Here is a 20,131-nt window from a genome sequence, read left to right as displayed (position 1 = left end):
ATGTAAAATTAAAATCAATCGATTAATTTTTGTTTTTTTCACATGAAAGTTAACTTTCGCCATGAGATAAACATGCTAAAAGAGTTATCAATAATTTTCATTGTGCTTAACAATAAGAAAATAACACTTACCTCTATCGTAAACCCTAGTATTATCAACGCATTGTATAGCTAAAAACCATTACCTCATGACAATGACTTGCTAAACCTTCACGACTTTATTTCATTCAAAAATGAATAGATAACAGGCTAATAAAATAGCAGGTATATTTTTAGTAACAGCGACAGGAATAATACGTTAAAAATTCGTTGTAGCCTGACAGAATGTCAAATCAGCACAAAAGATGAAATCTCATGTTTTAGATCAATATTCATATCGGTAGCGCACTAAAAAGCCCGCACTGATGCGGGCTAGTGTTTGACGCGCAGTAGCATCAGAACTTGTAGGTTACACCCACCGAGAAGATGCCAGACCAGGACTTATCGACCATCGGACTGTCCTTCACTTCATCACTCAAGCGCACATAACGGCCAGTTCCGTATACGTTCCAGTTTCCAATGAAGTTATAGCTCGCGGTCAACTCCAGGTACGGATCCCATCCATCGTCAGCGTTGTAGCTTTTCAGACCACTGCGGCGAGACTCGTGATTGGACACGCCATAATAATAGTCGTTGTAGTTTTCGCTGCTGTACTGCACACCGATACCCGGCGTCAGAGTCAGCCCACCATTAGTGTAACGGTAGAGCCAGGCCAGATCCCAGATAAAGCCGTTGCTGTTATCCAGAGTATCACCCGCCAGTGCAGTACGCAGGAAACCATACTGGGTGTTATGTACATACGAGAGGCCAGCCATCAAGCTGCTTTTACGCTTGTCGAGTTGGCGCAAAGCATGGCTATCGCTATCACCCGGCTTGAAATGCGTCGGATCATAGTACGCCATGATGGAAAGCTTATCTGCCGTGTCATTCCACAGATAGTAGCCGCCACCCAAGCCGTGGAACCAGACATTATCGCCTTCATAGGTGACAACCGGAACAGGGTAAACATCGCGGTCATACTGTTTGTACGGGCTGTTAATCACGCCGACACCCGCGCCAACAGTCCACTGACTTTCCGCCTGTGCGGTGCTAACTGCGGTTGCGGCAAGGACGCCAAGTGCCAGAAGTTTGAGTTTGGTCACAATCCATAATTCCTTATTCAAATGTGTAGCGGTCAAAGTGTAACCGCCAATACGCTTCAGCCCAACTATTTTACGTATTCGCCCCAGAATGTAACCCCCTAATTTCTCAGCGAGTGATGACATTTTGCTTGCAGGACGATGAACACCGCATGAATCCCGCTCCAATTCTTTACATAAGATGTGCTTTTTTTGCTGATGAGTTATTGATATGCCATTGAAATTCATTTGCGCACACAGGCAAGTTTTGCAAATGCCATCTACGCTTAATTTTAGAAGGTGTATCACCGAATACGTTGATCTCCTGACCACTAAAATGGCATGAGAGTTGCTTATTTCTTCAGCAGCGACGTCGTTCAGTTTACCTCTTCAGGGGCCTCTACTATTCATATGAACGGCTCTTAACATGTGCTAAAAAACGAAAGGACGGCATACCATGAATATATTCGATCACTATCGCCAGCGTTATGAAGCTGCCAAGGACGAAGAGTTCACGCTGCAGGAGTTTCTTACCACTTGTCGGCAAGATCGCAGTGCTTATGCCAACGCGGCAGAGCGGCTATTAATGGCTATTGGTGAGCCTGTCATGGTCGACACTGCCCACGAACCTCGACTATCTCGACTCTTTTCGAATCGGGTAATTGCACGCTATCCCGCCTTTGAAGAGTTTTACGGCATGGAAGACGCCATTGAGCAAATTGTTTCTTATTTGAAACATGCGGCTCAGGGTCTGGAAGAGAAGAAGCAGATTCTGTATCTGCTGGGGCCTGTGGGAGGGGGGAAATCATCTCTTGCTGAGCGGCTGAAGTCGCTGATGCAGAGAGTACCGATTTATGTCCTGAGTGCCAATGGCGAACGTAGCCCGGTCAACGATCATCCGTTATGCCTGTTTAATCCGCAGGAAGACGCGCAGATCCTGGAAAAAGAGTATGGGATCCCGCGTCGCTATCTCGGTACGATCATGTCGCCCTGGGCTGCGAAACGTCTGCACGATTTTGGCGGGGACATTACAAAATTCCGCGTCGTCAAAGTCTGGCCGTCTATTCTGGAGCAGATCGCAATCGCCAAAACGGAGCCTGGTGATGAAAACAACCAGGATATTTCTGCGTTGGTCGGGAAAGTGGATATTCGTAAACTCGAACACCACGCCCAGAACGATCCTGATGCCTACGGTTATTCGGGTGCACTGTGTCGTTCAAACCAGGGGATTATGGAATTCGTTGAGATGTTTAAAGCACCGATTAAAGTGCTGCATCCTCTGCTGACCGCCACCCAGGAAGGAAACTACAACGGGACAGAAGGTATCTCTGCCCTGCCGTTTAACGGGATTATTCTTGCCCACTCGAACGAGTCCGAATGGGTAACGTTCCGTAATAACAAAAACAATGAGGCGTTCCTTGACCGTGTTTACATCGTCAAAGTGCCTTATTGCCTGCGTATCTCTGAAGAGATCAAAATTTACGAAAAACTGCTTAACCACAGTGAGCTGACCCATGCGCCTTGCGCACCGGGCACTCTGGAAACGCTCTCTCGTTTCACTATTCTTTCTCGCCTGAAAGAACCTGAGAACTCGAGCATTTACTCGAAGATGCGCGTTTACGATGGCGAAAGCCTGAAAGATACCGATCCGAAAGCGAAATCCTATCAGGAGTATCGGGATTACGCCGGGGTTGATGAGGGAATGAACGGTCTTTCCACGCGTTTCGCGTTTAAGATCCTCTCTCGCGTCTTTAACTTTGACCATGCCGAAGTGGCAGCTAACCCGGTACATCTGTTTTACGTACTGGAGCAGCAAATCGAACGTGAACAGTTCCCGCAGGAGCAAGCTGAGCGTTATCTTGAGTTCCTGAAAGGCTATTTGATCCCGAAATATGCTGAATTCATCGGCAAAGAGATCCAGACGGCTTATCTCGAATCCTATTCCGAGTACGGACAGAACATTTTCGACCGTTATGTCACTTATGCGGATTTCTGGATTCAGGATCAGGAGTATCGCGACCCGGATACCGGTCAGCTGTTTGACCGCGAGTCACTGAACTCAGAACTGGAGAAAATTGAGAAGCCGGCGGGTATCAGTAACCCGAAAGATTTTCGTAACGAGATCGTCAACTTTGTTCTGCGTGCCAGAGCGAATAACAGCGGTCGCAATCCAAACTGGACCAGTTACGAAAAACTGCGCACGGTTATTGAGAAGAAAATGTTCTCCAATACCGAGGAGCTGCTGCCGGTCATTTCGTTCAATGCTAAAACCTCGACTGACGAGCAGAAAAAACACGACGATTTTGTCGACCGTATGATGGAAAAAGGCTACACGCGTAAACAGGTGCGTTTACTGTGCGAATGGTATTTGCGCGTACGTAAATCGTCTTAACATAAGTGCCCGGTGGCGCATGCGCTTACCGGGCTTGCAAAACAATGTTCCGTAGGCCGGATAGCGCCAGCGCCATCCGGCACTTACAGGCATGGCGAACAGTTGGCAGTACGGGGGGCTTATGACCTGGTTTATTGACCGGCGTCTTAACGGCAAAAACAAGAGCACGGTAAACCGCCAGCGATTCTTACGCCGTTATAAATCGCAAATTAAACAGTCGATCTCCGAGGCCATTAACAAGCGTTCGGTGACTGATGTGGATAGCGGCGAATCTGTCTCTATTCCGACTGATGATATTAGCGAACCAATGTTTCATCAGGGACGTGGTGGCCTGCGCCATCGCGTGCATCCGGGTAACGACCATTTTGTGCAGAATGACCGCATTGAACGCCCACAGGGCGGCGGTGGCGGTTCAGGAAGCGGACAAGGCCAGGCCAGCCAGGATGGTGAGGGTCAGGATGAGTTCGTCTTTCAGATCTCTAAAGATGAATATCTCGATCTGTTGTTCGAAGATTTAGCACTTCCTAACCTGAAGCAGAATCAGCAGCGTCAGCTAACGGAGTACAAAACGCACCGGGCAGGTTTTACCTCTAACGGTGTGCCTGCCAACATCAGCGTGGTGCGATCCCTGCAAAACTCACTGGCGCGCCGCACGGCGATGACAGCGGGTAAGCGTCGCGAACTGCATGCTCTCGAAGCGGATCTGGAAACCATCGCGAAAAGCGAACCAGCACAGTTGCTGGAAGAGGAACGGTTACGCAAAGAGATTGCCGAACTACGGGCAAAAATCGAACGCGTGCCATTTATCGACACCTTTGATTTACGCTACAAGAATTATGAAAAACGCCCCGACCCTTCCAGCCAGGCGGTAATGTTCTGCCTGATGGACGTCTCTGGTTCAATGGATCAGTCGACCAAAGATATGGCTAAACGTTTTTATATCCTGCTGTATCTGTTCTTAAGCCGGACCTATAAGAACGTGGAGGTGGTTTATATTCGCCACCATACCCAGGCGAAAGAAGTGGATGAGCACGAGTTCTTCTACTCTCAGGAAACCGGGGGAACCATTGTCTCCAGTGCGCTGAAGTTAATGGATGAAGTGGTGAAAGAGCGCTACAACCCTGCCCAGTGGAACATCTATGCTGCACAGGCATCGGACGGTGATAACTGGGCTGATGATTCACCGCTGTGTCATGAGATTTTGGCGAAAAAACTGCTGCCAGTGGTCCGCTATTACAGCTATATCGAAATCACTCGCCGCGCTCACCAAACCTTGTGGCGTGAATACGAACATCTGCAATCAACTTTTGATAACTTTGCGATGCAACATATTCGCGACCAGGATGATATTTACCCGGTATTCCGCGAACTGTTTCATAAACAAAGTACGACCAGCAATAGTTAACCACCTATAAAAATCAGCCAGAGGTTATCTTCTCTGGCTGATTTTTTACGGGTGCTGATTTTTCATCTTATCAATATTCATCCGTTTATCCTTTTTATTTTCCCTTTACAGAGCAGCAGGCAATGTAATTGAGTTGATGACGTTGCGAACGGAAGAAGCGAAACATTTTCAGGAAACGACGACGATTTTCGCTCGTGCGTAAGCCGTTAAACACAATTTTTACCGCCCCCGTAAGCCCTTCATCACGAACTAATCCGCGCGGCGACATCAGCGACATGTTGCCATTCTGCTGCAGGACCTGTTCGAACCCGCAGTTAAGAAACAAATCACGCCAGCCTTGTCTGGTCATTGGGCTAACGTTTGATTTCACCACATCGACAAGCTGGCCCTGATCGCCCGCGCCCAGTTTTTGGGCGGTGAACATAATATCGTGGGTGAGCAGACGCCCACCGGGCTTCAACACGCGATAATATTCGGCAATTAACTTCGCCTTCGCTTTATCGGCATACATTGTCAGCATGGCTTCGTTAATCACAACATCGAAACTGTTATCCGCAAAAGGAAGAGTGTTGGCGTTAGCAGCCATCACATGAATATGATTTTCCAGACCATTTGCCGCTACGTTATTCCTTGCATTTGACAGTGCGGTTTTATCCATATCAATGGCGTATACGGTACAGCCATAGCGTTGAACTAACTCTATCGCCGTCGTGGCCATGTTGCACGCCACTTCAAGTACCTGGCTGCCGGGCGTCAGCTGTGACTGGCTAAACAACCATTCTGTTGCTTCAACGCCGCCCGGACGCAGACGGGTTTTGCCCAGACTGGCTAAAAATGTATGACCCGCTTTTTCAGTCGCGCTCATTGGCCTGTCTCCTTTTTATAAGTTGCATTATAAATACAACATTAAGAGTTAAAGGTGAAGTACGCGAATGATTTTTATTTCAAAATGTCCTTTCCCGTAGCGTTAGAGCGGATGTATGCCGTGTGATAGACTGAAGTATCAGACTTACAGGGCTGTAAATCATTATGAAATTGCATCATAAAGCGCTCAGGATCTTTATCTCCGTCAGCGTAATTGTTTTGACATCTTCTTTTTTGGTTTATGAGCTCATTGCCAGCGATAAAGCAATGAATGCGTACATGCGCTATATCAATGAGAAAGCCGACTCCTCGTTTCTCTATGATAAGTACACAAATCAGAGCATCGCAGCCCATCTGATGCGCACATTTTCATCCCCTCAGGGGCCTGCTTCTCTCGAACAGCAAAAAGTACTTTGCAACGCTTTCGACAGCGTTAACGGCACTCATGGGCTCAATCTCACTAAGCGCAACTATCTGCCATTACACGGTACGTTGCAGACCACCTCAACAAAATGTAGCGAACAGCTTGATGACATTTTTCTGCTGCCCTCTTTTGACCGGGCGGTCAATGTTAATCGCCAGCAGAAAGATTACGGTCAGGGATTAGGGACGCTGGAGTATAAATTTCGATATTACGTCGATCTCAAAAATAACTACGTTTATTTCTATGATGTGATCGACTCGCGGAAATTTGCGATACACAACTGGTCGTTTTTGCAAAAAGGTACGTTGGGGATCGACCAGAATGATATTGACGGTATTTTTACTGGCCGCACGGTGATCTCCAGTATTTATGAAGATAACCTGACCGAGAAAAAGGTGATGAGCTTTTTAACACCGGTTTACTACGCCAATAAGCTAAAAGGCGTGGTGATGGTGGATATTAATAAAGAGAATTTACAGAATATTTTCTATACCAGCGACCGCCCTCTCGTCTGGCGTTATCTTAACGTAACGGTCTCTGACACCAGTTCAGGTAAAGAGATCCTCGTTCACAAAAGTGAAACCGATCTGTTCCGCTATGTTCACTATGAGAAGGACATACCTGGCGGTATACGTATCACCCTCTCACTTGATGTTATGTACTTTATTGTCTCGTCCTGGAAGATATTCGCCTTCTATCTACTGGCAACGATATTGCTGCTGAATATGGTCAGAACGCATTTTCGCTTGTATCACAACGTCACACGGGAAAATGTCAGTGATGCGATGACAGGGCTCTACAACCGTAAAATTTTAACGCCAGCGCTTGAGCAGCGTTTGCAACAGTTGGTGAACACAGGAACGCTCGTGACCTTTATCGCCATTGATTGCGACAAACTAAAAGTTATTAATGATACGTTGGGGCATAAGGAAGGCGATCGCATTATCACCATTTTGGCCAAAGCTATTCAAACGTCCATTCGCAAAAGCGACTATGCCATCCGCCTCGGCGGCGATGAGTTTTGCATTATCCTCATCGATCACCCCAGTGAATTAACGCCCCGCCTGCTGGAGAGGATTCGCTATAACTTACAAATTATTGCGCAAGATAGATCAATCAGCTTCTCTGTCGGGATTTATAATATGCAGCCAAACGACACCATTGATGATGCCTACAAAGCATCTGATGCACAGCTCTACCTGAACAAACAGAAAAAACGCACCGATACGTAATTATTTTTCTGACAGGATTTTCATTGTTGTACCAGGAGTAAGTCATGACGGAAGTAAACAAAGGTAACGCAACGCACCAGCGTTTAATCTCCCTGTTGTCAGAACACGGTGCGACCTACCGCGTAGTCAGCCATGAAGCCGTAGGCAAATGTGAAGCTGTCTCTGAAATTCGCGGTACCGCACTGGGTCAGGGTGCAAAAGCGCTGGTCTGCAAAGTAAAAGGCAACGGCGTCAATCAGCATGTTCTGGCGATCCTCTCTGCCGATCAGCAGGCCGACCTGAGCCTGTTGGCCAGCCATATTGGCGGGTTGAGAGCGTCACTTGCCAGCCCGGCGGAGGTAGATGAACTGACTGGCTGCGTATTTGGCGCTATCCCACCGTTCAGTTTTCATCCGAACCTCAAGCTGGTCGCCGACCCGCTGTTGTTTGAGCGTTTTAATGAAATTGCGTTCAATGCCGGAATGCTGGAAAAATCTGTGATCATGGATACCGCAGATTACCTGCGCATCGCGCAACCGGAATTAATCCCGTTCCGCAGAGAACAATAACTTCACAAGTTAGCAGTAAAAAACATCGCTTCGTGCGTTAGCCCAAAAAAAATCATAATCATTAAAAAAAGCCTGTTCCGTCACGCATTTACGCGTACAGTAAGCAGGCTTATTTTTTCTTTTGGCAAGGAAACTACGATGTTTGATGTCACTCTGCTGATCCTGCTCGGACTGGCAGCTCTGGGCTTTGTCAGCCACAACACCACTGTCGCTGTTTCAATTCTGGTGCTGATTATTGTCCGTGTTACCCCTCTGAATACCTTCTTTCCCTGGATTGAAAAACAGGGCCTGACCGTCGGGATTATAATTCTGACCATTGGCGTCATGGCGCCGATCGCCAGCGGAACGCTACCGCCCTCCACGCTCATCCACTCCTTTGTGAACTGGAAATCACTGGTTGCTATTGCCGTTGGGGTATTTGTCTCCTGGCTTGGCGGACGCGGCGTTACGCTAATGGGCAGCCAGCCTCAGCTTGTTGCTGGTTTACTGGTGGGCACGGTACTGGGCGTGGCGCTGTTTCGCGGTGTGCCAGTGGGGCCGCTTATTGCGGCAGGTCTGGTCTCATTGATTGTTGGGAAGCAGTAGCCAGCCCGTTCAGGTAACGGCCTGGTGTCTGCCCCAGGCCTTTTTTGAACATAGTGATAAATGCCGTGGTCGAATCGTACCCGAGCATTTGCGCGACCTGTTGTACATTGCGACCATCAATTAACGCCTGCAGCGCCAGAATTAGCTGGAGCTGGTGACGCCAGCGGCGAAAACTCAACCCCGTTTCTTTGACGACCAGGCGAGCAAGGTTACGTTCACTCATCGCAAATACGCTGGCCCATTGTCCCAACGTCTGCCATTGTGCAGGCTCTCTCGCCATCGTTGCGACCATTCTGCGAATTTTCGGGTGATCGGAAACCGGCAACTGCATTTGCTCCTGGGGTTGCTGCGGCAGTTCATCAAACAACACTTGCGTCAGCCGCTGGGTTGCCGGCTCCAGCCGTTGGGCATCCGTTTTGGATGCCAGCGCCAGAATAAGCTCCCGGCACAACGGAGCAATTTTCAGCGTGCAGCAACGATCGGGCATCACGACGGCCTGCGGCTCAATAAACAAAAAGCACAATTGTGCGCCAACGGTAACGTGGTTGCTGTGTGGAATTTCACCGGGGATCCACACCGCATATTGCGGGGGCACCATCCACATAGCATTCTCAACCTCACAGGTGATCGCGCCATGCAACGCCAGAATCAACTGGCCTTTACGGTGCTGATGCAACGGACTGAAAAGTTCATCTTCCCGGGCCTGAATACAAAACGCCACCGCCGCATCGTGGTGAAGATCGGGTTCGTATCCATCCAGCCTCAGTCCTAACATAAAAATGTCCGATTTAAGCGATAAACTGTCATTTTAGCTTGATTCATCCATTGAGTAAAAACGCTAAGGTATCGCCTCGCCTGACGATATGAGAAAAAAATGACAAATACACCTTCCTCCCGTGGCAAGAACGCAGCGTTGCTGATCGCGGGGATCCTGATGATTGCCACCACATTGCGCGTCACCTTTACCGGTGCTGCCCCGTTGCTGGATGAAATTCGCGCCGACTACGGTCTGAGCACCGCCCAGACGGGGCTTCTGACCACCCTGCCACTGCTGGCTTTCGCACTGGTTTCACCTCTGGCTGCCGCCGTTGCGCGCCGTTGGGGTATCGAACGCAGCCTGTTTGTTGCTATGCTACTGATTTGCGTGGGTATTGCGATACGTTCGCTGCCCTCACCAGGGTTCCTGTTTAGCGGCACCGCTATCATTGGTTGCGGAATCGCATTGGGAAATGTGCTTTTACCCGGACTGATTAAGCGTGATTTTGCTCAGCATGTGGCGAAACTCACTGGCGCATACTCGCTGACCATGGGCGCAGCAGCGGCACTGGGTTCCGCCATTGTGGTACCGCTGGCGTTGAACGGGTTTGGCTGGCGCGGTGCGCTGATGGTACTGATGGCCTTTCCGCTGCTGGCGCTGATTATCTGGTTACCCCAATGCCGCCAGACGGCCAATGCCAGCTTGAGCAACTCGCGCGCTCTGCATTCCCGCGCGATCTGGCGCTCCAGCCTCGCCTGGCAGGTGACGCTGTTTCTGGGGATCAATTCGCTTATCTACTACGTCATCATCGGCTGGTTGCCCGCCATTTTGATCAGCCACGGCTACAGCGAGGCGCAGGCCGGTTCGCTGCATGGTTTACTGCAGCTGGCGACCGCCGCGCCGGGATTATTGATTCCTCTCGTCCTGAACAGATTTAAGGATCAGCGCGCCATCGCCGCTCTGGTTTCATTAATGTGCGCCGTCGGCGCGGCGGGATTCGCCATAATGCCCGACCAGGCATTGCTATGGACCATCCTGTTTGGCTTTGGCTCAGGCGCGACGATGATCCTCGGCTTGACCTTTATTGGCCTGCGCGCAAGCTCAGCGCATCAGGCTGCTGCCCTGTCTGGCATGGCACAATCTGTTGGGTATTTACTGGCCGCCTGCGGGCCACCGCTGATGGGGAAAATTCACGACCTCAACGATAGCTGGCTGATTCCTCTTGGCGGGGTCGCCGTGTTAGCGATGCTGATGGCGGTATTTGGTCTGTGCGCGGGGCGTAATCGGGAGATCGCGAGCGCATAATACACAGGGCAGGTTCGTGAACAACCTGCCCGTTTTTTTATCCGCGCGCGGCGCGCAGCATCGCCTGAACTAACGGTACGGGTTTTCCCGCCAGCGCTCCGCGTTCATGCTGAAAGAGCGTGCCAACATAAAATGGATGCGTCACCAGCTCAATGGCACGAATATCACCAGCCTCATCCCAACCGGTCACCCGAAGATCGCCGCTTTCAAGCTCGGCGGCAAAATCCTCCGATACGCCATAGTTGCAGTGATATCCCTCGGTGATAACATCCCGCCCGTAGGCTTTGGCAATCAGCGTATTGGCCCGCAGCTCAATATCATCCGTTTTTTCTACCAGCGAGCAGGTCAATGGTGCTATCACCATCCGACCCGTGGTGTCCGTCTCGGCGTGGGCGGCATCGCGCCAGCCCAGCACGTTGCGGGCGTACTCCAGAATCGCATGTTGAAAGCCGCCGCAGGTCCCCAGGAACGGGATGCTGTTTTCACGCGCGTAGCGTATCGCTATCAGCGCCCCTTCAAGATGGCGATATGGACTGCCTGGAACGACCCAGATGGCATCATAGCCAATCAAGTCCTCACTGCTGTTGATATCAGATGTGGTTAGCCAGTCGTAATCAGCCACCAATTCCAGGACGGCGGCAGCATCATCGATAGCAAGGGGAATAGCCTGGTGCGCCACAATATCGGGGCTGTAATCGCCCACCAGCGCAATGCGAAGCGTATCTTTAATTGGGGAAATTTCCATTAAGCTTTCCTTGTGTCCTGACAATAAGGGACAGCATAAGGAGCCTCAGCCTACCGAATTTTTAGTGGTATCACAATCCCTTAAATTGGGAGTCAGGGCGGGCAAAATGCTATAATGGTCACGTTTTACGATCTTATTTAACCGTAATAAAGTTGATAAGCAATACCTGAGCGGTAGCTGAAAGGAGTGGATGAAGAGATGAAGATTCAGTGTAAACGCGTGTATGACCCGGCAGAAAAAAGCGATGGTTATCGCGTGTTGGTCGACCGGTTGTGGCCACGCGGAATAAAAAAGACTGACCTTACTTTCAACGAATGGAATAAAACGCTGACGCCATCTTCTGAATTGCGCAAAGCATTCCACGCAGAACTGATCGATTTTTCACACTTTTCCGAACAATATCGCGCAGAGCTGGCCCAACAGCAGCAGGAAGGAAAGCGCCTCGCAGAGATTGCCCAGCAGCAAACCTTAACGCTACTGTATGCGGCGAAGAATACCCAGCAAAACCACGCGCTGGTGCTCGCTGAGTGGCTACGTCAATGCTGACCGCGTATTACTTGGCCGTTGCCGGATGATCTCTACGCCAGAGTGACCATTCATCAATCACTTCCCCGTTGGGTAGTTTGCAGTCAGACTTAACACCTTGCGGAGTCTGCACCGCAATCAACGAGCCGCCCTTTTGTTCACAATACACCGATGCTGGATTCGCCATGCCAACTTTCGGTGGCACAGGCGCTTTCGGTTCCGTGGTACACCCCGCCAGCACCAGCAAGCCGGGCAAAACAATAGATGCCAGTTTCATATTTACTCCTGTTAAAAACCTTATCCTGGCAGGTTACCCCGACTTTCCATCTATCTCCATGTTTTCCTGCCAGCTATCCATTTTATGTTTACATTCTGAGCTGGATGGCGTGTTTCATCTTTCACCTTGATGTTCTATCATGCGGGCAACGTCAGCCCAGTCATTACTCAGGAGCATTTACATCTCATGTCGGACATGATCCTTGCCAGAGTCTCACAATCCTTAGCCACGGAGCAGTCTGTTGAAAGTCTGGTTCGGCAACTTCTGGAGATGCTGGAGATGGTGACTGAGATGGAATCGACCTACCTGACCAAGGTCGATCTGGATGCCCGTCTGCAGCATATTCTGTATGCACGTAATAGCCGCCAAATGCAGATCCCCGAAGGGCTATCCGTGCCGTGGGATGAAACGCTGTGCAAACGCGCTATTGAGGAAAACTGTCTGTACAGTGACAACGTGCCCGCACGCTGGCCGGAATGTACCGCCGCTCGCGCACTGGACATCACCACCTTTCTGAGCACTCCCGTTCATCTTCCTGACGGAACGTTTTACGGTACACTCTGCGCTACCAGCCGCCACCAGCAGGCATTGAGCCAACGTGGAGAACAAGTATTACATCTGTTTGCCGGTCTGATCGCCCAGTCGATTCAAAAAGAGTCGTTGGTTGCTCAGTTACGTGAAGCGAACGCTGCGCTGATTGCTCACTCCTACACCGATGCCCTGACCGGTTTACCGAATCGGCGCGCAATTTTTGAAAATGTGGAGACCCTTTTTTCGCTTGCCCGTCACCTCAGGCAGAAGATAGTTGTCGCCTATATCGATTTGGATGATTTCAAATTGATCAATGACCGCTTTGGCCACGAGGTTGGTGACCAGTTCCTGATCCAGATTGGGCAGCGCCTGCTCCGTGAATGTAGTGATAATGACATTCTCGGTCGACTGGGCGGCGACGAATTTTTAGTCGTTCGCCTGTCAGCGGAAGATGAACTTGATCGGCTTATGCGTCTGCAGCAGGTGAAAAATCAGCTGCAACAGCAGATTTGCGGTGACTACCACCTGGGTGACATTCATCTGTATTATCCTGGTGCCAGTCTGGGTGTGGTGGAAATTGATCCGCTGGAGACTGATGTAAACTGTGCGCTTCATCTTGCAGACAGCGCAATGTATCAGGATAAAAAACGTCAGGATAAAACCCCTTTTGTCGTACATTAAGCCCTGCTATGCTGGCTCGTCTTTAAATAACTCTGGTAGATAATCGTATGCGACTCGGTATTATTTTCCCTGTCATTATTTTCATTTCCGCTGTCGTTTTCTTATCCTGGTTTTTCATTGGCGGCTACGCTGCGCCGGGAGCATAACGATGAAAAAAACAACGATTATTATGATTGGCGTGGCTATCATCGTGGTTCTGGGCACGGAACTGGGGTGGTGGTAACCAAAATAAAGGCCACTTCTCAGTGGCCCCTATTGTCTGTATGTTTACTTAGCTTTTGATTTTTCTGTAGATAAACAACACCACAATCGCACCGATAACCGCTACGACGAAACTGCCGAAGTTGAAACCATCAACTTTACCAAAACCAAAGAAGGTACTGATCCAGCCACCCACTACCGCACCGACAACCCCTAAGATAATGGTCATAAAGAATCCGCCGCCATCTTTACCCGGCATAATCCATTTTGCCAAAATCCCAGCGATAAGACCGAAAACCACCCATGAAATAATGCCCATAATTTTCCTCACTTATGTTTTTAAATTAACGATTCACTCGTTGTATAAAAGCATAGCATAGCGCTGAAAAATTAAAATTTGTGATCGTCATCACTTCATATTTTCATCTTTTTCCGATGTTTCATAAGGTTATGACTGCTGACCGGCAGGCTAAATTTTTGCCGCTCCTCGTCATTAATGTCGAATCGTCAGTCATTATGCTTAACTTTTTTGCCGTCAGCCCCGTTATTGCTGGGTTTTCACTTCTGGCACACTTTATGCTTAAACAACCCGTCGATACGACAAATCGTAGTCCGCGGTGCTTATCGCGCGGCTGCGTCTACAATTCGCGCTATTTCAGCATTTAACAGGTCTGTTATTGATGAAAAAAATCACCAGTGTTTGCCCATACTGTGGGGCCGGGTGCAAGCTCAAGCTTGTTGTCGAAAATAACAAAATCATCCGCGCCGAAGCCGCAGAGGGTGTAACGAACCAAAATCAGTTATGCCTGAAAGGCTATTATGGTTGGGACTTTCTTAACGACACACGCCTCCTGACTCCCCGTCTGACTCGCCCGATGATCCGTTATGAAAAAGGTGGCAAATTCACGCCCGTTAGCTGGGATGAAGCCATTCGTTACACCGCAAAACGCTTATCTGAAATCAAAAATACCTATGGCCCTCGCGCCATCATGACTACCGGCTCTTCCCGGGGAACCGGAAATGAAACCAACTACGTGATGCAAAAATTCGCACGTGGCGTACTTCATACCAATAATGTCGATTGTTGTGCCCGCGTCTGTCATGGCCCTTCCGTTGCCGGATTACAGGAAACGTTAGGCAATGGCGCCATGAGCAATTCCATCAGCGACATTGAAAACTCAAAATGCCTGCTGATCTTTGGTTATAACTGCGCCGACTCGCACCCAATCGTGGCCCGACGAGTGATTAAAGCTCGCCAGAATGGCGCAAAAATCATTGTCTGCGACCCACGTCGTATTGAAACCGCCCGTATTGCTGACCAACATTTGCAGTTGAAAAACGGTTGCAACATGGCGCTGGTTAATGCCTTTGGTCATGTTCTTATCGAAGAGCAACTCTACGATCGCGAGTATGTGCAAAAGCATGCGGAAGGGTTGGAAACATACTGGGAAACCGTTAAGGGCTATGCGCCTGAAGCCGTTGAACATTTGACCGGCATTCCCGCACAGCAGGTTCGTCAGGCAATGCGTACATTTGCCGCAGCACCATCGGCAACCGTAATGTGGGGGATGGGCGTCACCCAGTTTGGTCAGGCCGTTGATGTGGTTCGCGGTTTGTCGAGCCTGGCGTTGTTGACCGGGAACCTGGGTCGCCCTAACGTCGGCGTTGGTCCCGTTCGCGGGCAAAATAACGTGCAGGGAGCGTGCGATATGGGGGTACTACCTAACCAGTTCCCGGGGTATCAGGACGTGACCGATTCCGCCGTCAGGGAAAAATTCGCCAGCGCATGGGGCATTGACGTTAATCAGATGGATGACAAGGTTGGAACGCGCATCACCGAAGTTCCTCACCTTGCTATCGAAGGCAAAATAAAAGCCTACTACATCATGGGAGAAGATCCGCTGCAAACCGAGGCCGACCTGGGCCTGGTTCGCGAAGGGTTTAACGCGCTCGATTTTATCGTCGTGCAGGATATCTTCATGACTAAGACAGCGGAAATGGCCGACGTCCTCCTGCCGGCCACCTCATGGGGCGAACATGGCGGTGTCTTTACCTGCGCCGATCGTGGCTTCCAGCGTTTTGAGAAAGCGATTGAACCCACCGGTGATGTAAAGCGTGACTGGGAGATTATCAGCCTGCTGGCCAGCGAAATGGGCTATCCGATGCAGTATCAAAATAACCAACAAATCTGGGATGAAATGCGCGAGCTGTGCCCGCTGTTCTACGGCGTGACCTATGAGAAAATGGGGGAAATGGGGCATGTTCAGTGGCCGTGCCCCGATCTCGATAGTCCTGGTACGCCGTACCTTTACGCGCACAGCCAGTTTGATACCGCCAACGGCAAAGGCAAACTGTTTGCCGCACCGTGGCGAGCGCCCGCAGAAGTTCCGGATGACAATTATCCGCTGGTGTTGTGTACCGTGCGTGAAGTTGGGCATTACTCCTGTCGCTCGATGACCGGTAACTGCGCAGCGTTACAAGCGTTGGCTGATGAACCAGGATATGTGCAAATCAATACCCATGATGCCGAAAAACTGGGTATCCGTCATCGTGATCTGGTATGGGTCAGCTCGCGTCGGGGTAAGGTCATCAGCCGTGCGGATGTATCCGAGCGTATCAATTCCGGAACGGTGTATATGACCTATCAATGGTGGATTGGTGCATGCAACGAGTTGACCCAGGATAACCTCGATCCAATCTCGAAAACGCCGGAAACCAAATATTGTGCCGTAAATATCGAGCACATTAGCGATCAGAGATGGGCTGAAAAGTATGCCGCTCAATCGTATAGCGACATGAAATCACGCTTATGTGAGGCCATTGCGTAATTCCCCACCCTCGCCACCTGAGTCTGGATACCCAGACTCAGGTTTTATCTCATTACTTTACCAGGTGTGGTTCACTGAAGCGGATGGAGGAAGATTCCTCCTGCATATCCCGCTGCATAAAACCGAGGTTCATCAGAAACAGGCCAGCCATAAACGGCAGTTCGTACAATTCTTCAATCATATCGCCATATTGGACATTGTGCAGGAAGATGGGAGCCAGCAGACGATGATGCTCTACCGTATCGGAAATCAAAAATGCGCAGGCGGTGATCGTCAGCAGCCAGAGCGGTAGCGGTTCATTACGCACGCGTCGGACAATATCCAGGCGTAAGCGCTTCGACAACAGCACCGGCAGAATAATCATGGAAATCATTACAACAGAGATAGCTCTGAACAGAAGTTTAGGCTGCTCCGGGAAATAGTCACGGCCCCAACTGGTGCTTCTCCCCAGCAATACCAACCACCACACGGCTGCCCAAAGCCAAAATTGCTTCTCGCCTTCAGGGCGTGATAAAGGCCGGATATAGCCAAGGGTAAATACGGCACCAAACAGTAGCCATAGCGCCTGCCCATTTTCGATCCATCTGACGACAGTGCCGTTAAGCAGCGGAAGATTCCAGTTCGCGGTGAACGGGATCGCCACAATGACCAGTCCTAGAATAAGTGTGGGGAATGTAATTTGGGTATTCAGTTTCATAAGCGCGATGTTCTGTATTGTTACTGTTTTGCGATCATAACTCCTGTGAATGATCGACAATTAGCATTCAATGCGAATTTCTTAAGGTATTCTTAAGGAATCTTTTTTCGGACATCACTACGTTCAACACAAATAAAAAAACCGCACGGCGCCGTCAAAACGCTGTGCGGTTAGTACATTAAAATTCTGTGTATTCAATCAGTAAGAGTATTTAACGCCTACCATCCGCAGACTTCATGCTCATTCTCGGTATCGTACGAACGAACGGTATTGACCAAGTCTTTGACCACTTCTGCTGCCACATCCGGCACCAGTAATGTCATAGGCGCTTCTGTTTCATAATCCACAGAAACACCGTTGCTGTTATTGGTCACGGTTACGGTATAGGTTGCTTTGCCCATGATTTACTCCTTGCCGGTGCGCACGACTTTTCGTTGATTTGCACTCTCCATCAGAACTTCCGGGGCAACGAAAAAATCGATATTAAAGTAAGTGTCGTCGGTCATCACTTCGATGTTATGCCATTTTTCCGGCGGAAAAACGCCAAACTGACCGGCTTCAATAACCATCACCTCTACTGGCTCCGGACTGTGTTCATCGGCGTATCCGAGATATTTGACCGCCCCCTGCATAACCGAAAGTCGTGGATAAACCCCAGCACGAGTTCCTTTATCAAGGTGGCGTTCGAAAATTCCGGCAGGCGCAGTTTCTTTGTTCCAGAATGGTGTAGAGCGTGTATGGATATGATTCTGTGGAATTTGAAGCATTTTTCTTCCCTTTTCCAGTCAACAACCAGCGAGTCTTATTGAATCGCTGCTGTACACAGGGTACGCTTCCAAATATACATTTAAAATACCATTTATTGGTTATAACCCTACAATTATAAATGAAAAGCAAAGCGTCATATTGAAGGCCCGCCGCAACCAGCGGGCCGATAGCATCACGACTGAAGCGTGGCCAGACGAGCGGCAAAACCAACGAAAATCAGGCCGATTAGGGAATTACCCACTTTGGCCAGTTTTTTCTTCGTGCGAATATACTGCGTCACGAACGCGCCGGAGAAAATAAGGAAGCTCAGATAGAAAAAGCTCACTACTTCAAGCGTAATGGCCAAAATAAAGAATGACAGCCCTGAGTGCGGTGCATTGACATCAATAAACTGCACGAAGAACGAAACATAAAACAAAATAGCTTTGGGATTCGTCAGGCTCAGAATTAATGCTCGCTTAAAAATAGCGCCAAACGGGACTTCCTCAGGTGCGGAGTCGCTTGCTTTCGATTTCAGTGTCGCATATAGGATCTTCGCACCGAGGTACAGCAGATAAAACGCGCCAAGATAGCGAACGATGTTGAACAAAACGGGCGTTGTTTTGATCAATGCGGCAACACCGGCATAGGCCAAAAACATCAACACGGCATCACCGATAAACACACCGCTTGCGGCGAGATAACCACCCTTCACTCCCCGACCGACGCTGTTCTTCAACACAAATATCGTATTTGGCCCCGGTACCAACACGATAAAAATGGCTCCCACCAGATACGTCCAGTAATTCAGAACTCCATACTCTGCGAACACGTTAACCTCTTCCTGAAAAAACACATGCACTTGCTGCGATACAATATGCTAACGAATGCATCGGGTGATGGAAAGAGAAGGTTATGAATTAAAGAACCCGCCACTGGTGACGGGTGTGTACAGATAAGGTTAGTCCGGATTAATGGTACAGCATCTCATCCACAACCTCTTCTCCCTTCAACTGATAAGGGTAGTAGGTAGGCCAGTTTTCCATCTCTTCAAGCAAGGCTGCCTGCGAGGTATTTCCCATAAAGATATGGAAGTGGCTCGATTTACGCGGCGCGATAATATGATCGCTAAATTGCACATATTTAGGCGCTTTGCTGTCAGCAGCTTTACACTCAAACAGATACCGTACACCTTTCTTGCCTGATTTATAATTCAGGATCTTATATCCGGCGTAGTCGTATTTACATGATGCAACCTGATTCCCGGTATGAAACTCCATCACGCCATTTTCAATACCGATAGTGTCTACGTTGGTTGCATAGCCTGTACGGTAATACGCTTTGATTTGTTCTGCCGTTTTGCTTTTATCTTTCTCCGCTTTCTTTTTGAATACTGGGTCAAGTTCGCCGCTGACCAGATACGGATAAACAGATTGCCACATGCCATCCCAGTCGGTCAGCGTCCTGTTCTGCACCTGGTTATCATCAAATACCCCTTCCGACGCCTTTTGTTCTGCTTCACTCATTGGCGCACCATGGGAATGATGACCATGCGCCAGAACCGAACTACTGACTAAAAGCATCCCCAGAGCGATTGTCAGTTTCTTAAAACGAATAGCCAAAATTTCACCCTCAAATCATTTGCGAGTGAAATGTTATAATATAACATCACATTTAAATCAACGGCGTTGTGAAGCATTTAACCGCTCTGGTGCGCGATTTTCCAACGGCTGTCAAAATGGGCCTGATACTGCGCAACAACGGCAGGTTCGTCACGAATAACTAACACATTTTCAGAGTTGGCAAATTCTGCGGATTTGGCAAAGTTGAACGAACCGGTTTCCAGCGTGTCGCCATCAATAATCATTACCTTGTCATGCTGGATGTGGTAGTGACCATCCAGTTGCACATCAACCCCATTCGCGGCAGCAAACGCGATGGCCTTCTGGCTAACCTTGCCCTGGTTACGTTTCTTATCGATCACAGCCCGAACCACTACGCCTCTCTTTTCAGCGTTTACCAGGGCCTGAACAATATCTGCAGACTGAAATGAATAAGCCATCATATCGATGCTGTGCTGCGCATGGTTAATTGAATCCAGCACTAAAGCCCGAGCCGACCCTTCCGGTGAAAAACCCACCTGAATGGAAGCATGTGCTGCAAAAGCACCCGCCCCGTACATTAGCGCAGCCACAGCGATAGTTTTTACGATCACGTTAGTTATTTGCCTG

At 49.3% G+C, this 20,131-nt stretch carries 22 protein-coding genes and 1 pseudogene; 11 read left to right on the top strand and 12 right to left on the bottom strand.

What is annotated here, in order from left to right:
* Positions 1-433: 433 nt before the first annotated feature.
* The gene (locus BZK40_RS22390) at positions 434-1,180 is read right to left on the bottom strand and encodes a MipA/OmpV family protein (protein WP_008784520.1); all 747 of its coding nucleotides are present in this window, start codon (positions 1,178-1,180) and stop codon (positions 434-436) included.
* 433 nt (positions 1,181-1,613) lie between these two features.
* Here BZK40_RS22390 and yeaG point away from each other — a divergent pair, with 433 nt between their 5' ends.
* The gene (gene yeaG / locus BZK40_RS22385; RefSeq protein WP_003030707.1) at positions 1,614-3,548 is read left to right on the top strand and encodes a protein kinase YeaG; all 1,935 of its coding nucleotides are present in this window, start codon (positions 1,614-1,616) and stop codon (positions 3,546-3,548) included.
* Positions 3,549-3,669: 121 nt separating this feature from the next.
* Complete coding sequence (locus BZK40_RS22380; RefSeq protein WP_008784519.1) at positions 3,670-4,953, top strand: YeaH/YhbH family protein; 1,284 nt, start codon at positions 3,670-3,672, stop codon at positions 4,951-4,953.
* Between the two features lie 94 nt (positions 4,954-5,047).
* On the opposite strand, the gene BZK40_RS22375 is transcribed toward BZK40_RS22380, so the two are convergent.
* Positions 5,048-5,818, bottom strand: coding sequence for a class I SAM-dependent methyltransferase (locus BZK40_RS22375; protein ID WP_008784518.1), 771 nt, complete (start codon positions 5,816-5,818; stop codon positions 5,048-5,050).
* Between the two features lie 164 nt (positions 5,819-5,982).
* Here BZK40_RS22375 and dgcJ point away from each other — a divergent pair, with 164 nt between their 5' ends.
* The 3 genes from dgcJ (at position 5,983) to BZK40_RS22360 (ending at position 8,606) form a co-directional block, all read left to right on the top strand.
* A complete protein-coding gene (dgcJ, locus tag BZK40_RS22370) occupies positions 5,983-7,473 on the top strand; it encodes a diguanylate cyclase DgcJ (RefSeq protein WP_079935324.1) in 1,491 nt (496 codons plus the stop codon).
* Between the two features lie 44 nt (positions 7,474-7,517).
* Positions 7,518-8,021: a YbaK/prolyl-tRNA synthetase associated domain-containing protein gene (locus BZK40_RS22365; protein ID WP_032943105.1), complete on the top strand. Its 504-nt coding sequence runs from the start codon at positions 7,518-7,520 to the stop codon at positions 8,019-8,021.
* 138 nt (positions 8,022-8,159) lie between these two features.
* Positions 8,160-8,606: a DUF441 domain-containing protein gene (locus BZK40_RS22360; RefSeq protein ID WP_003832453.1), complete on the top strand. Its 447-nt coding sequence runs from the start codon at positions 8,160-8,162 to the stop codon at positions 8,604-8,606.
* Here BZK40_RS22360 and BZK40_RS22355 read toward each other — a convergent pair.
* A pseudogene (locus tag BZK40_RS22355) lies at positions 8,583-9,381 on the bottom strand (AraC family transcriptional regulator). The gene BZK40_RS22360 and the pseudogene BZK40_RS22355 sit on opposite strands and share 24 nt — an antisense overlap.
* 99 nt (positions 9,382-9,480) lie before the next feature.
* Here BZK40_RS22355 and BZK40_RS22350 point away from each other — a divergent pair.
* Positions 9,481-10,668, top strand: a complete 1,188-nt coding sequence (locus BZK40_RS22350; protein WP_079935323.1) for a CynX/NimT family MFS transporter — start codon at positions 9,481-9,483, stop codon at positions 10,666-10,668.
* 37 nt (positions 10,669-10,705) lie between these two features.
* Here BZK40_RS22350 and BZK40_RS22345 read toward each other — a convergent pair whose 3' ends face one another.
* Positions 10,706-11,413: a CTP synthase C-terminal region-related (seleno)protein gene (locus BZK40_RS22345; protein WP_048214377.1), complete on the bottom strand. Its 708-nt coding sequence runs from the start codon at positions 11,411-11,413 to the stop codon at positions 10,706-10,708.
* Between the two features lie 198 nt (positions 11,414-11,611).
* Here BZK40_RS22345 and BZK40_RS22340 point away from each other — a divergent pair, with 198 nt between their 5' ends.
* A complete protein-coding gene (locus BZK40_RS22340) occupies positions 11,612-11,959 on the top strand; it encodes a DUF488 domain-containing protein (protein ID WP_048235531.1) in 348 nt (115 codons plus the stop codon).
* 7 nt (positions 11,960-11,966) lie between these two features.
* On the opposite strand, the gene BZK40_RS22335 is transcribed toward BZK40_RS22340, so the two are convergent.
* Positions 11,967-12,215, bottom strand: coding sequence for a putative hemolysin (locus tag BZK40_RS22335; protein ID WP_079935322.1), 249 nt, complete (start codon positions 12,213-12,215; stop codon positions 11,967-11,969).
* Positions 12,216-12,401: 186 nt separating this feature from the next.
* Between BZK40_RS22335 and BZK40_RS22330 the strand changes: the two genes are divergently transcribed.
* From BZK40_RS22330 to yoaJ, 3 genes are read left to right on the top strand one after another with little or no spacing between them, the layout of a single operon-like run.
* Positions 12,402-13,427: a sensor domain-containing diguanylate cyclase gene (locus BZK40_RS22330; protein WP_079935321.1), complete on the top strand. Its 1,026-nt coding sequence runs from the start codon at positions 12,402-12,404 to the stop codon at positions 13,425-13,427.
* 47 nt (positions 13,428-13,474) lie between these two features.
* Positions 13,475-13,573, top strand: a complete 99-nt coding sequence (locus BZK40_RS24300; protein ID WP_032941789.1) for a YoaK family small membrane protein — start codon at positions 13,475-13,477, stop codon at positions 13,571-13,573.
* A gap of 2 nt (positions 13,574-13,575) precedes the next feature.
* Positions 13,576-13,650 carry a protein YoaJ gene (gene yoaJ, locus BZK40_RS24295; protein ID WP_095533175.1) on the top strand — a complete coding sequence of 25 codons (75 nt, stop codon included), beginning with the start codon at positions 13,576-13,578 and terminating at the stop codon, positions 13,648-13,650.
* Positions 13,651-13,698: 48 nt separating this feature from the next.
* On the opposite strand, the gene BZK40_RS22325 is transcribed toward yoaJ, so the two are convergent.
* The gene (locus BZK40_RS22325) at positions 13,699-13,947 is read right to left on the bottom strand and encodes a GlsB/YeaQ/YmgE family stress response membrane protein (protein WP_003832440.1); all 249 of its coding nucleotides are present in this window, start codon (positions 13,945-13,947) and stop codon (positions 13,699-13,701) included.
* Between the two features lie 361 nt (positions 13,948-14,308).
* Here BZK40_RS22325 and fdhF point away from each other — a divergent pair, with 361 nt between their 5' ends.
* On the top strand, positions 14,309-16,456 hold the full coding sequence (fdhF, locus tag BZK40_RS22320) for a formate dehydrogenase subunit alpha (RefSeq protein WP_071444730.1): 2,148 nt from the start codon (positions 14,309-14,311) through the stop codon (positions 16,454-16,456).
* Positions 16,457-16,508: 52 nt separating this feature from the next.
* On the opposite strand, the gene BZK40_RS22315 is transcribed toward fdhF, so the two are convergent.
* From BZK40_RS22315 to BZK40_RS22290, 6 genes are all read right to left on the bottom strand, one after another.
* Complete coding sequence (locus BZK40_RS22315) at positions 16,509-17,153, bottom strand: hypothetical protein (protein ID WP_071444731.1); 645 nt, start codon at positions 17,151-17,153, stop codon at positions 16,509-16,511.
* A 218-nt stretch (positions 17,154-17,371) separates the two neighbouring features.
* Positions 17,372-17,554: a DUF1869 domain-containing protein gene (locus tag BZK40_RS22310; protein WP_003832433.1), complete on the bottom strand. Its 183-nt coding sequence runs from the start codon at positions 17,552-17,554 to the stop codon at positions 17,372-17,374.
* Between the two features lie 3 nt (positions 17,555-17,557).
* Positions 17,558-17,920, bottom strand: coding sequence for a DUF1971 domain-containing protein YeaR (gene yeaR / locus BZK40_RS22305; RefSeq protein WP_003030735.1), 363 nt, complete (start codon positions 17,918-17,920; stop codon positions 17,558-17,560).
* A gap of 173 nt (positions 17,921-18,093) precedes the next feature.
* Positions 18,094-18,732 (bottom strand): leucine efflux protein LeuE, encoded by a 639-nt coding sequence (gene leuE, locus BZK40_RS22300; protein ID WP_048216323.1) that lies wholly within the window; start codon positions 18,730-18,732, stop codon positions 18,094-18,096.
* A 139-nt stretch (positions 18,733-18,871) separates the two neighbouring features.
* Positions 18,872-19,522: a metal-binding protein ZinT gene (gene zinT / locus BZK40_RS22295; RefSeq protein WP_079935320.1), complete on the bottom strand. Its 651-nt coding sequence runs from the start codon at positions 19,520-19,522 to the stop codon at positions 18,872-18,874.
* Between the two features lie 77 nt (positions 19,523-19,599).
* Positions 19,600-20,115, bottom strand: coding sequence for a phospholipase D family nuclease (locus BZK40_RS22290; RefSeq protein ID WP_003832425.1), 516 nt, complete (start codon positions 20,113-20,115; stop codon positions 19,600-19,602).
* Positions 20,116-20,131: the final 16 nt, after the last annotated feature.

This window comes from Citrobacter portucalensis (assembly GCF_002042885.1).
GTDB lineage: Bacteria > Pseudomonadota > Gammaproteobacteria > Enterobacterales > Enterobacteriaceae > Citrobacter > Citrobacter portucalensis.
The sequence above is the reverse complement of the archived record's forward strand: the minus strand, read 5'-3'. Positions and strand labels throughout refer to the sequence as shown.

What these genes read in the sequence shown, in the direction of transcription:
- BZK40_RS22310 (WP_003832433.1), bottom strand. Translation starts at nt 17,554, where the DNA reads ATGGGCAAAGCAACCTATACCGTAACCGTGACCAATAACAGCAACGGT.
- BZK40_RS22325 (WP_003832440.1), bottom strand. Translation starts at nt 13,947, where the DNA reads ATGGGCATTATTTCATGGGTGGTTTTCGGTCTTATCGCTGGGATTTTG.
- BZK40_RS22330 (WP_079935321.1), top strand. Translation starts at nt 12,402, where the DNA reads ATGTCGGACATGATCCTTGCCAGAGTCTCACAATCCTTAGCCACGGAG.
- BZK40_RS22350 (WP_079935323.1), top strand. Translation starts at nt 9,481, where the DNA reads ATGACAAATACACCTTCCTCCCGTGGCAAGAACGCAGCGTTGCTGATC.
- BZK40_RS22380 (WP_008784519.1), top strand. Translation starts at nt 3,670, where the DNA reads ATGACCTGGTTTATTGACCGGCGTCTTAACGGCAAAAACAAGAGCACG.
- BZK40_RS22360 (WP_003832453.1), top strand. Translation starts at nt 8,160, where the DNA reads ATGTTTGATGTCACTCTGCTGATCCTGCTCGGACTGGCAGCTCTGGGC.
- yeaG (WP_003030707.1), top strand. Translation starts at nt 1,614, where the DNA reads ATGAATATATTCGATCACTATCGCCAGCGTTATGAAGCTGCCAAGGAC.
- dgcJ (WP_079935324.1), top strand. Translation starts at nt 5,983, where the DNA reads ATGAAATTGCATCATAAAGCGCTCAGGATCTTTATCTCCGTCAGCGTA.
- BZK40_RS22340 (WP_048235531.1), top strand. Translation starts at nt 11,612, where the DNA reads ATGAAGATTCAGTGTAAACGCGTGTATGACCCGGCAGAAAAAAGCGAT.
- fdhF (WP_071444730.1), top strand. Translation starts at nt 14,309, where the DNA reads ATGAAAAAAATCACCAGTGTTTGCCCATACTGTGGGGCCGGGTGCAAG.
- BZK40_RS24300 (WP_032941789.1), top strand. Translation starts at nt 13,475, where the DNA reads ATGCGACTCGGTATTATTTTCCCTGTCATTATTTTCATTTCCGCTGTC.
- BZK40_RS22375 (WP_008784518.1), bottom strand. Translation starts at nt 5,818, where the DNA reads ATGAGCGCGACTGAAAAAGCGGGTCATACATTTTTAGCCAGTCTGGGC.
- BZK40_RS22335 (WP_079935322.1), bottom strand. Translation starts at nt 12,215, where the DNA reads ATGAAACTGGCATCTATTGTTTTGCCCGGCTTGCTGGTGCTGGCGGGG.
- BZK40_RS22345 (WP_048214377.1), bottom strand. Translation starts at nt 11,413, where the DNA reads ATGGAAATTTCCCCAATTAAAGATACGCTTCGCATTGCGCTGGTGGGC.
- BZK40_RS22315 (WP_071444731.1), bottom strand. Translation starts at nt 17,153, where the DNA reads ATGAAACTGAATACCCAAATTACATTCCCCACACTTATTCTAGGACTG.
- BZK40_RS22365 (WP_032943105.1), top strand. Translation starts at nt 7,518, where the DNA reads ATGACGGAAGTAAACAAAGGTAACGCAACGCACCAGCGTTTAATCTCC.
- yeaR (WP_003030735.1), bottom strand. Translation starts at nt 17,920, where the DNA reads ATGCTTCAAATTCCACAGAATCATATCCATACACGCTCTACACCATTC.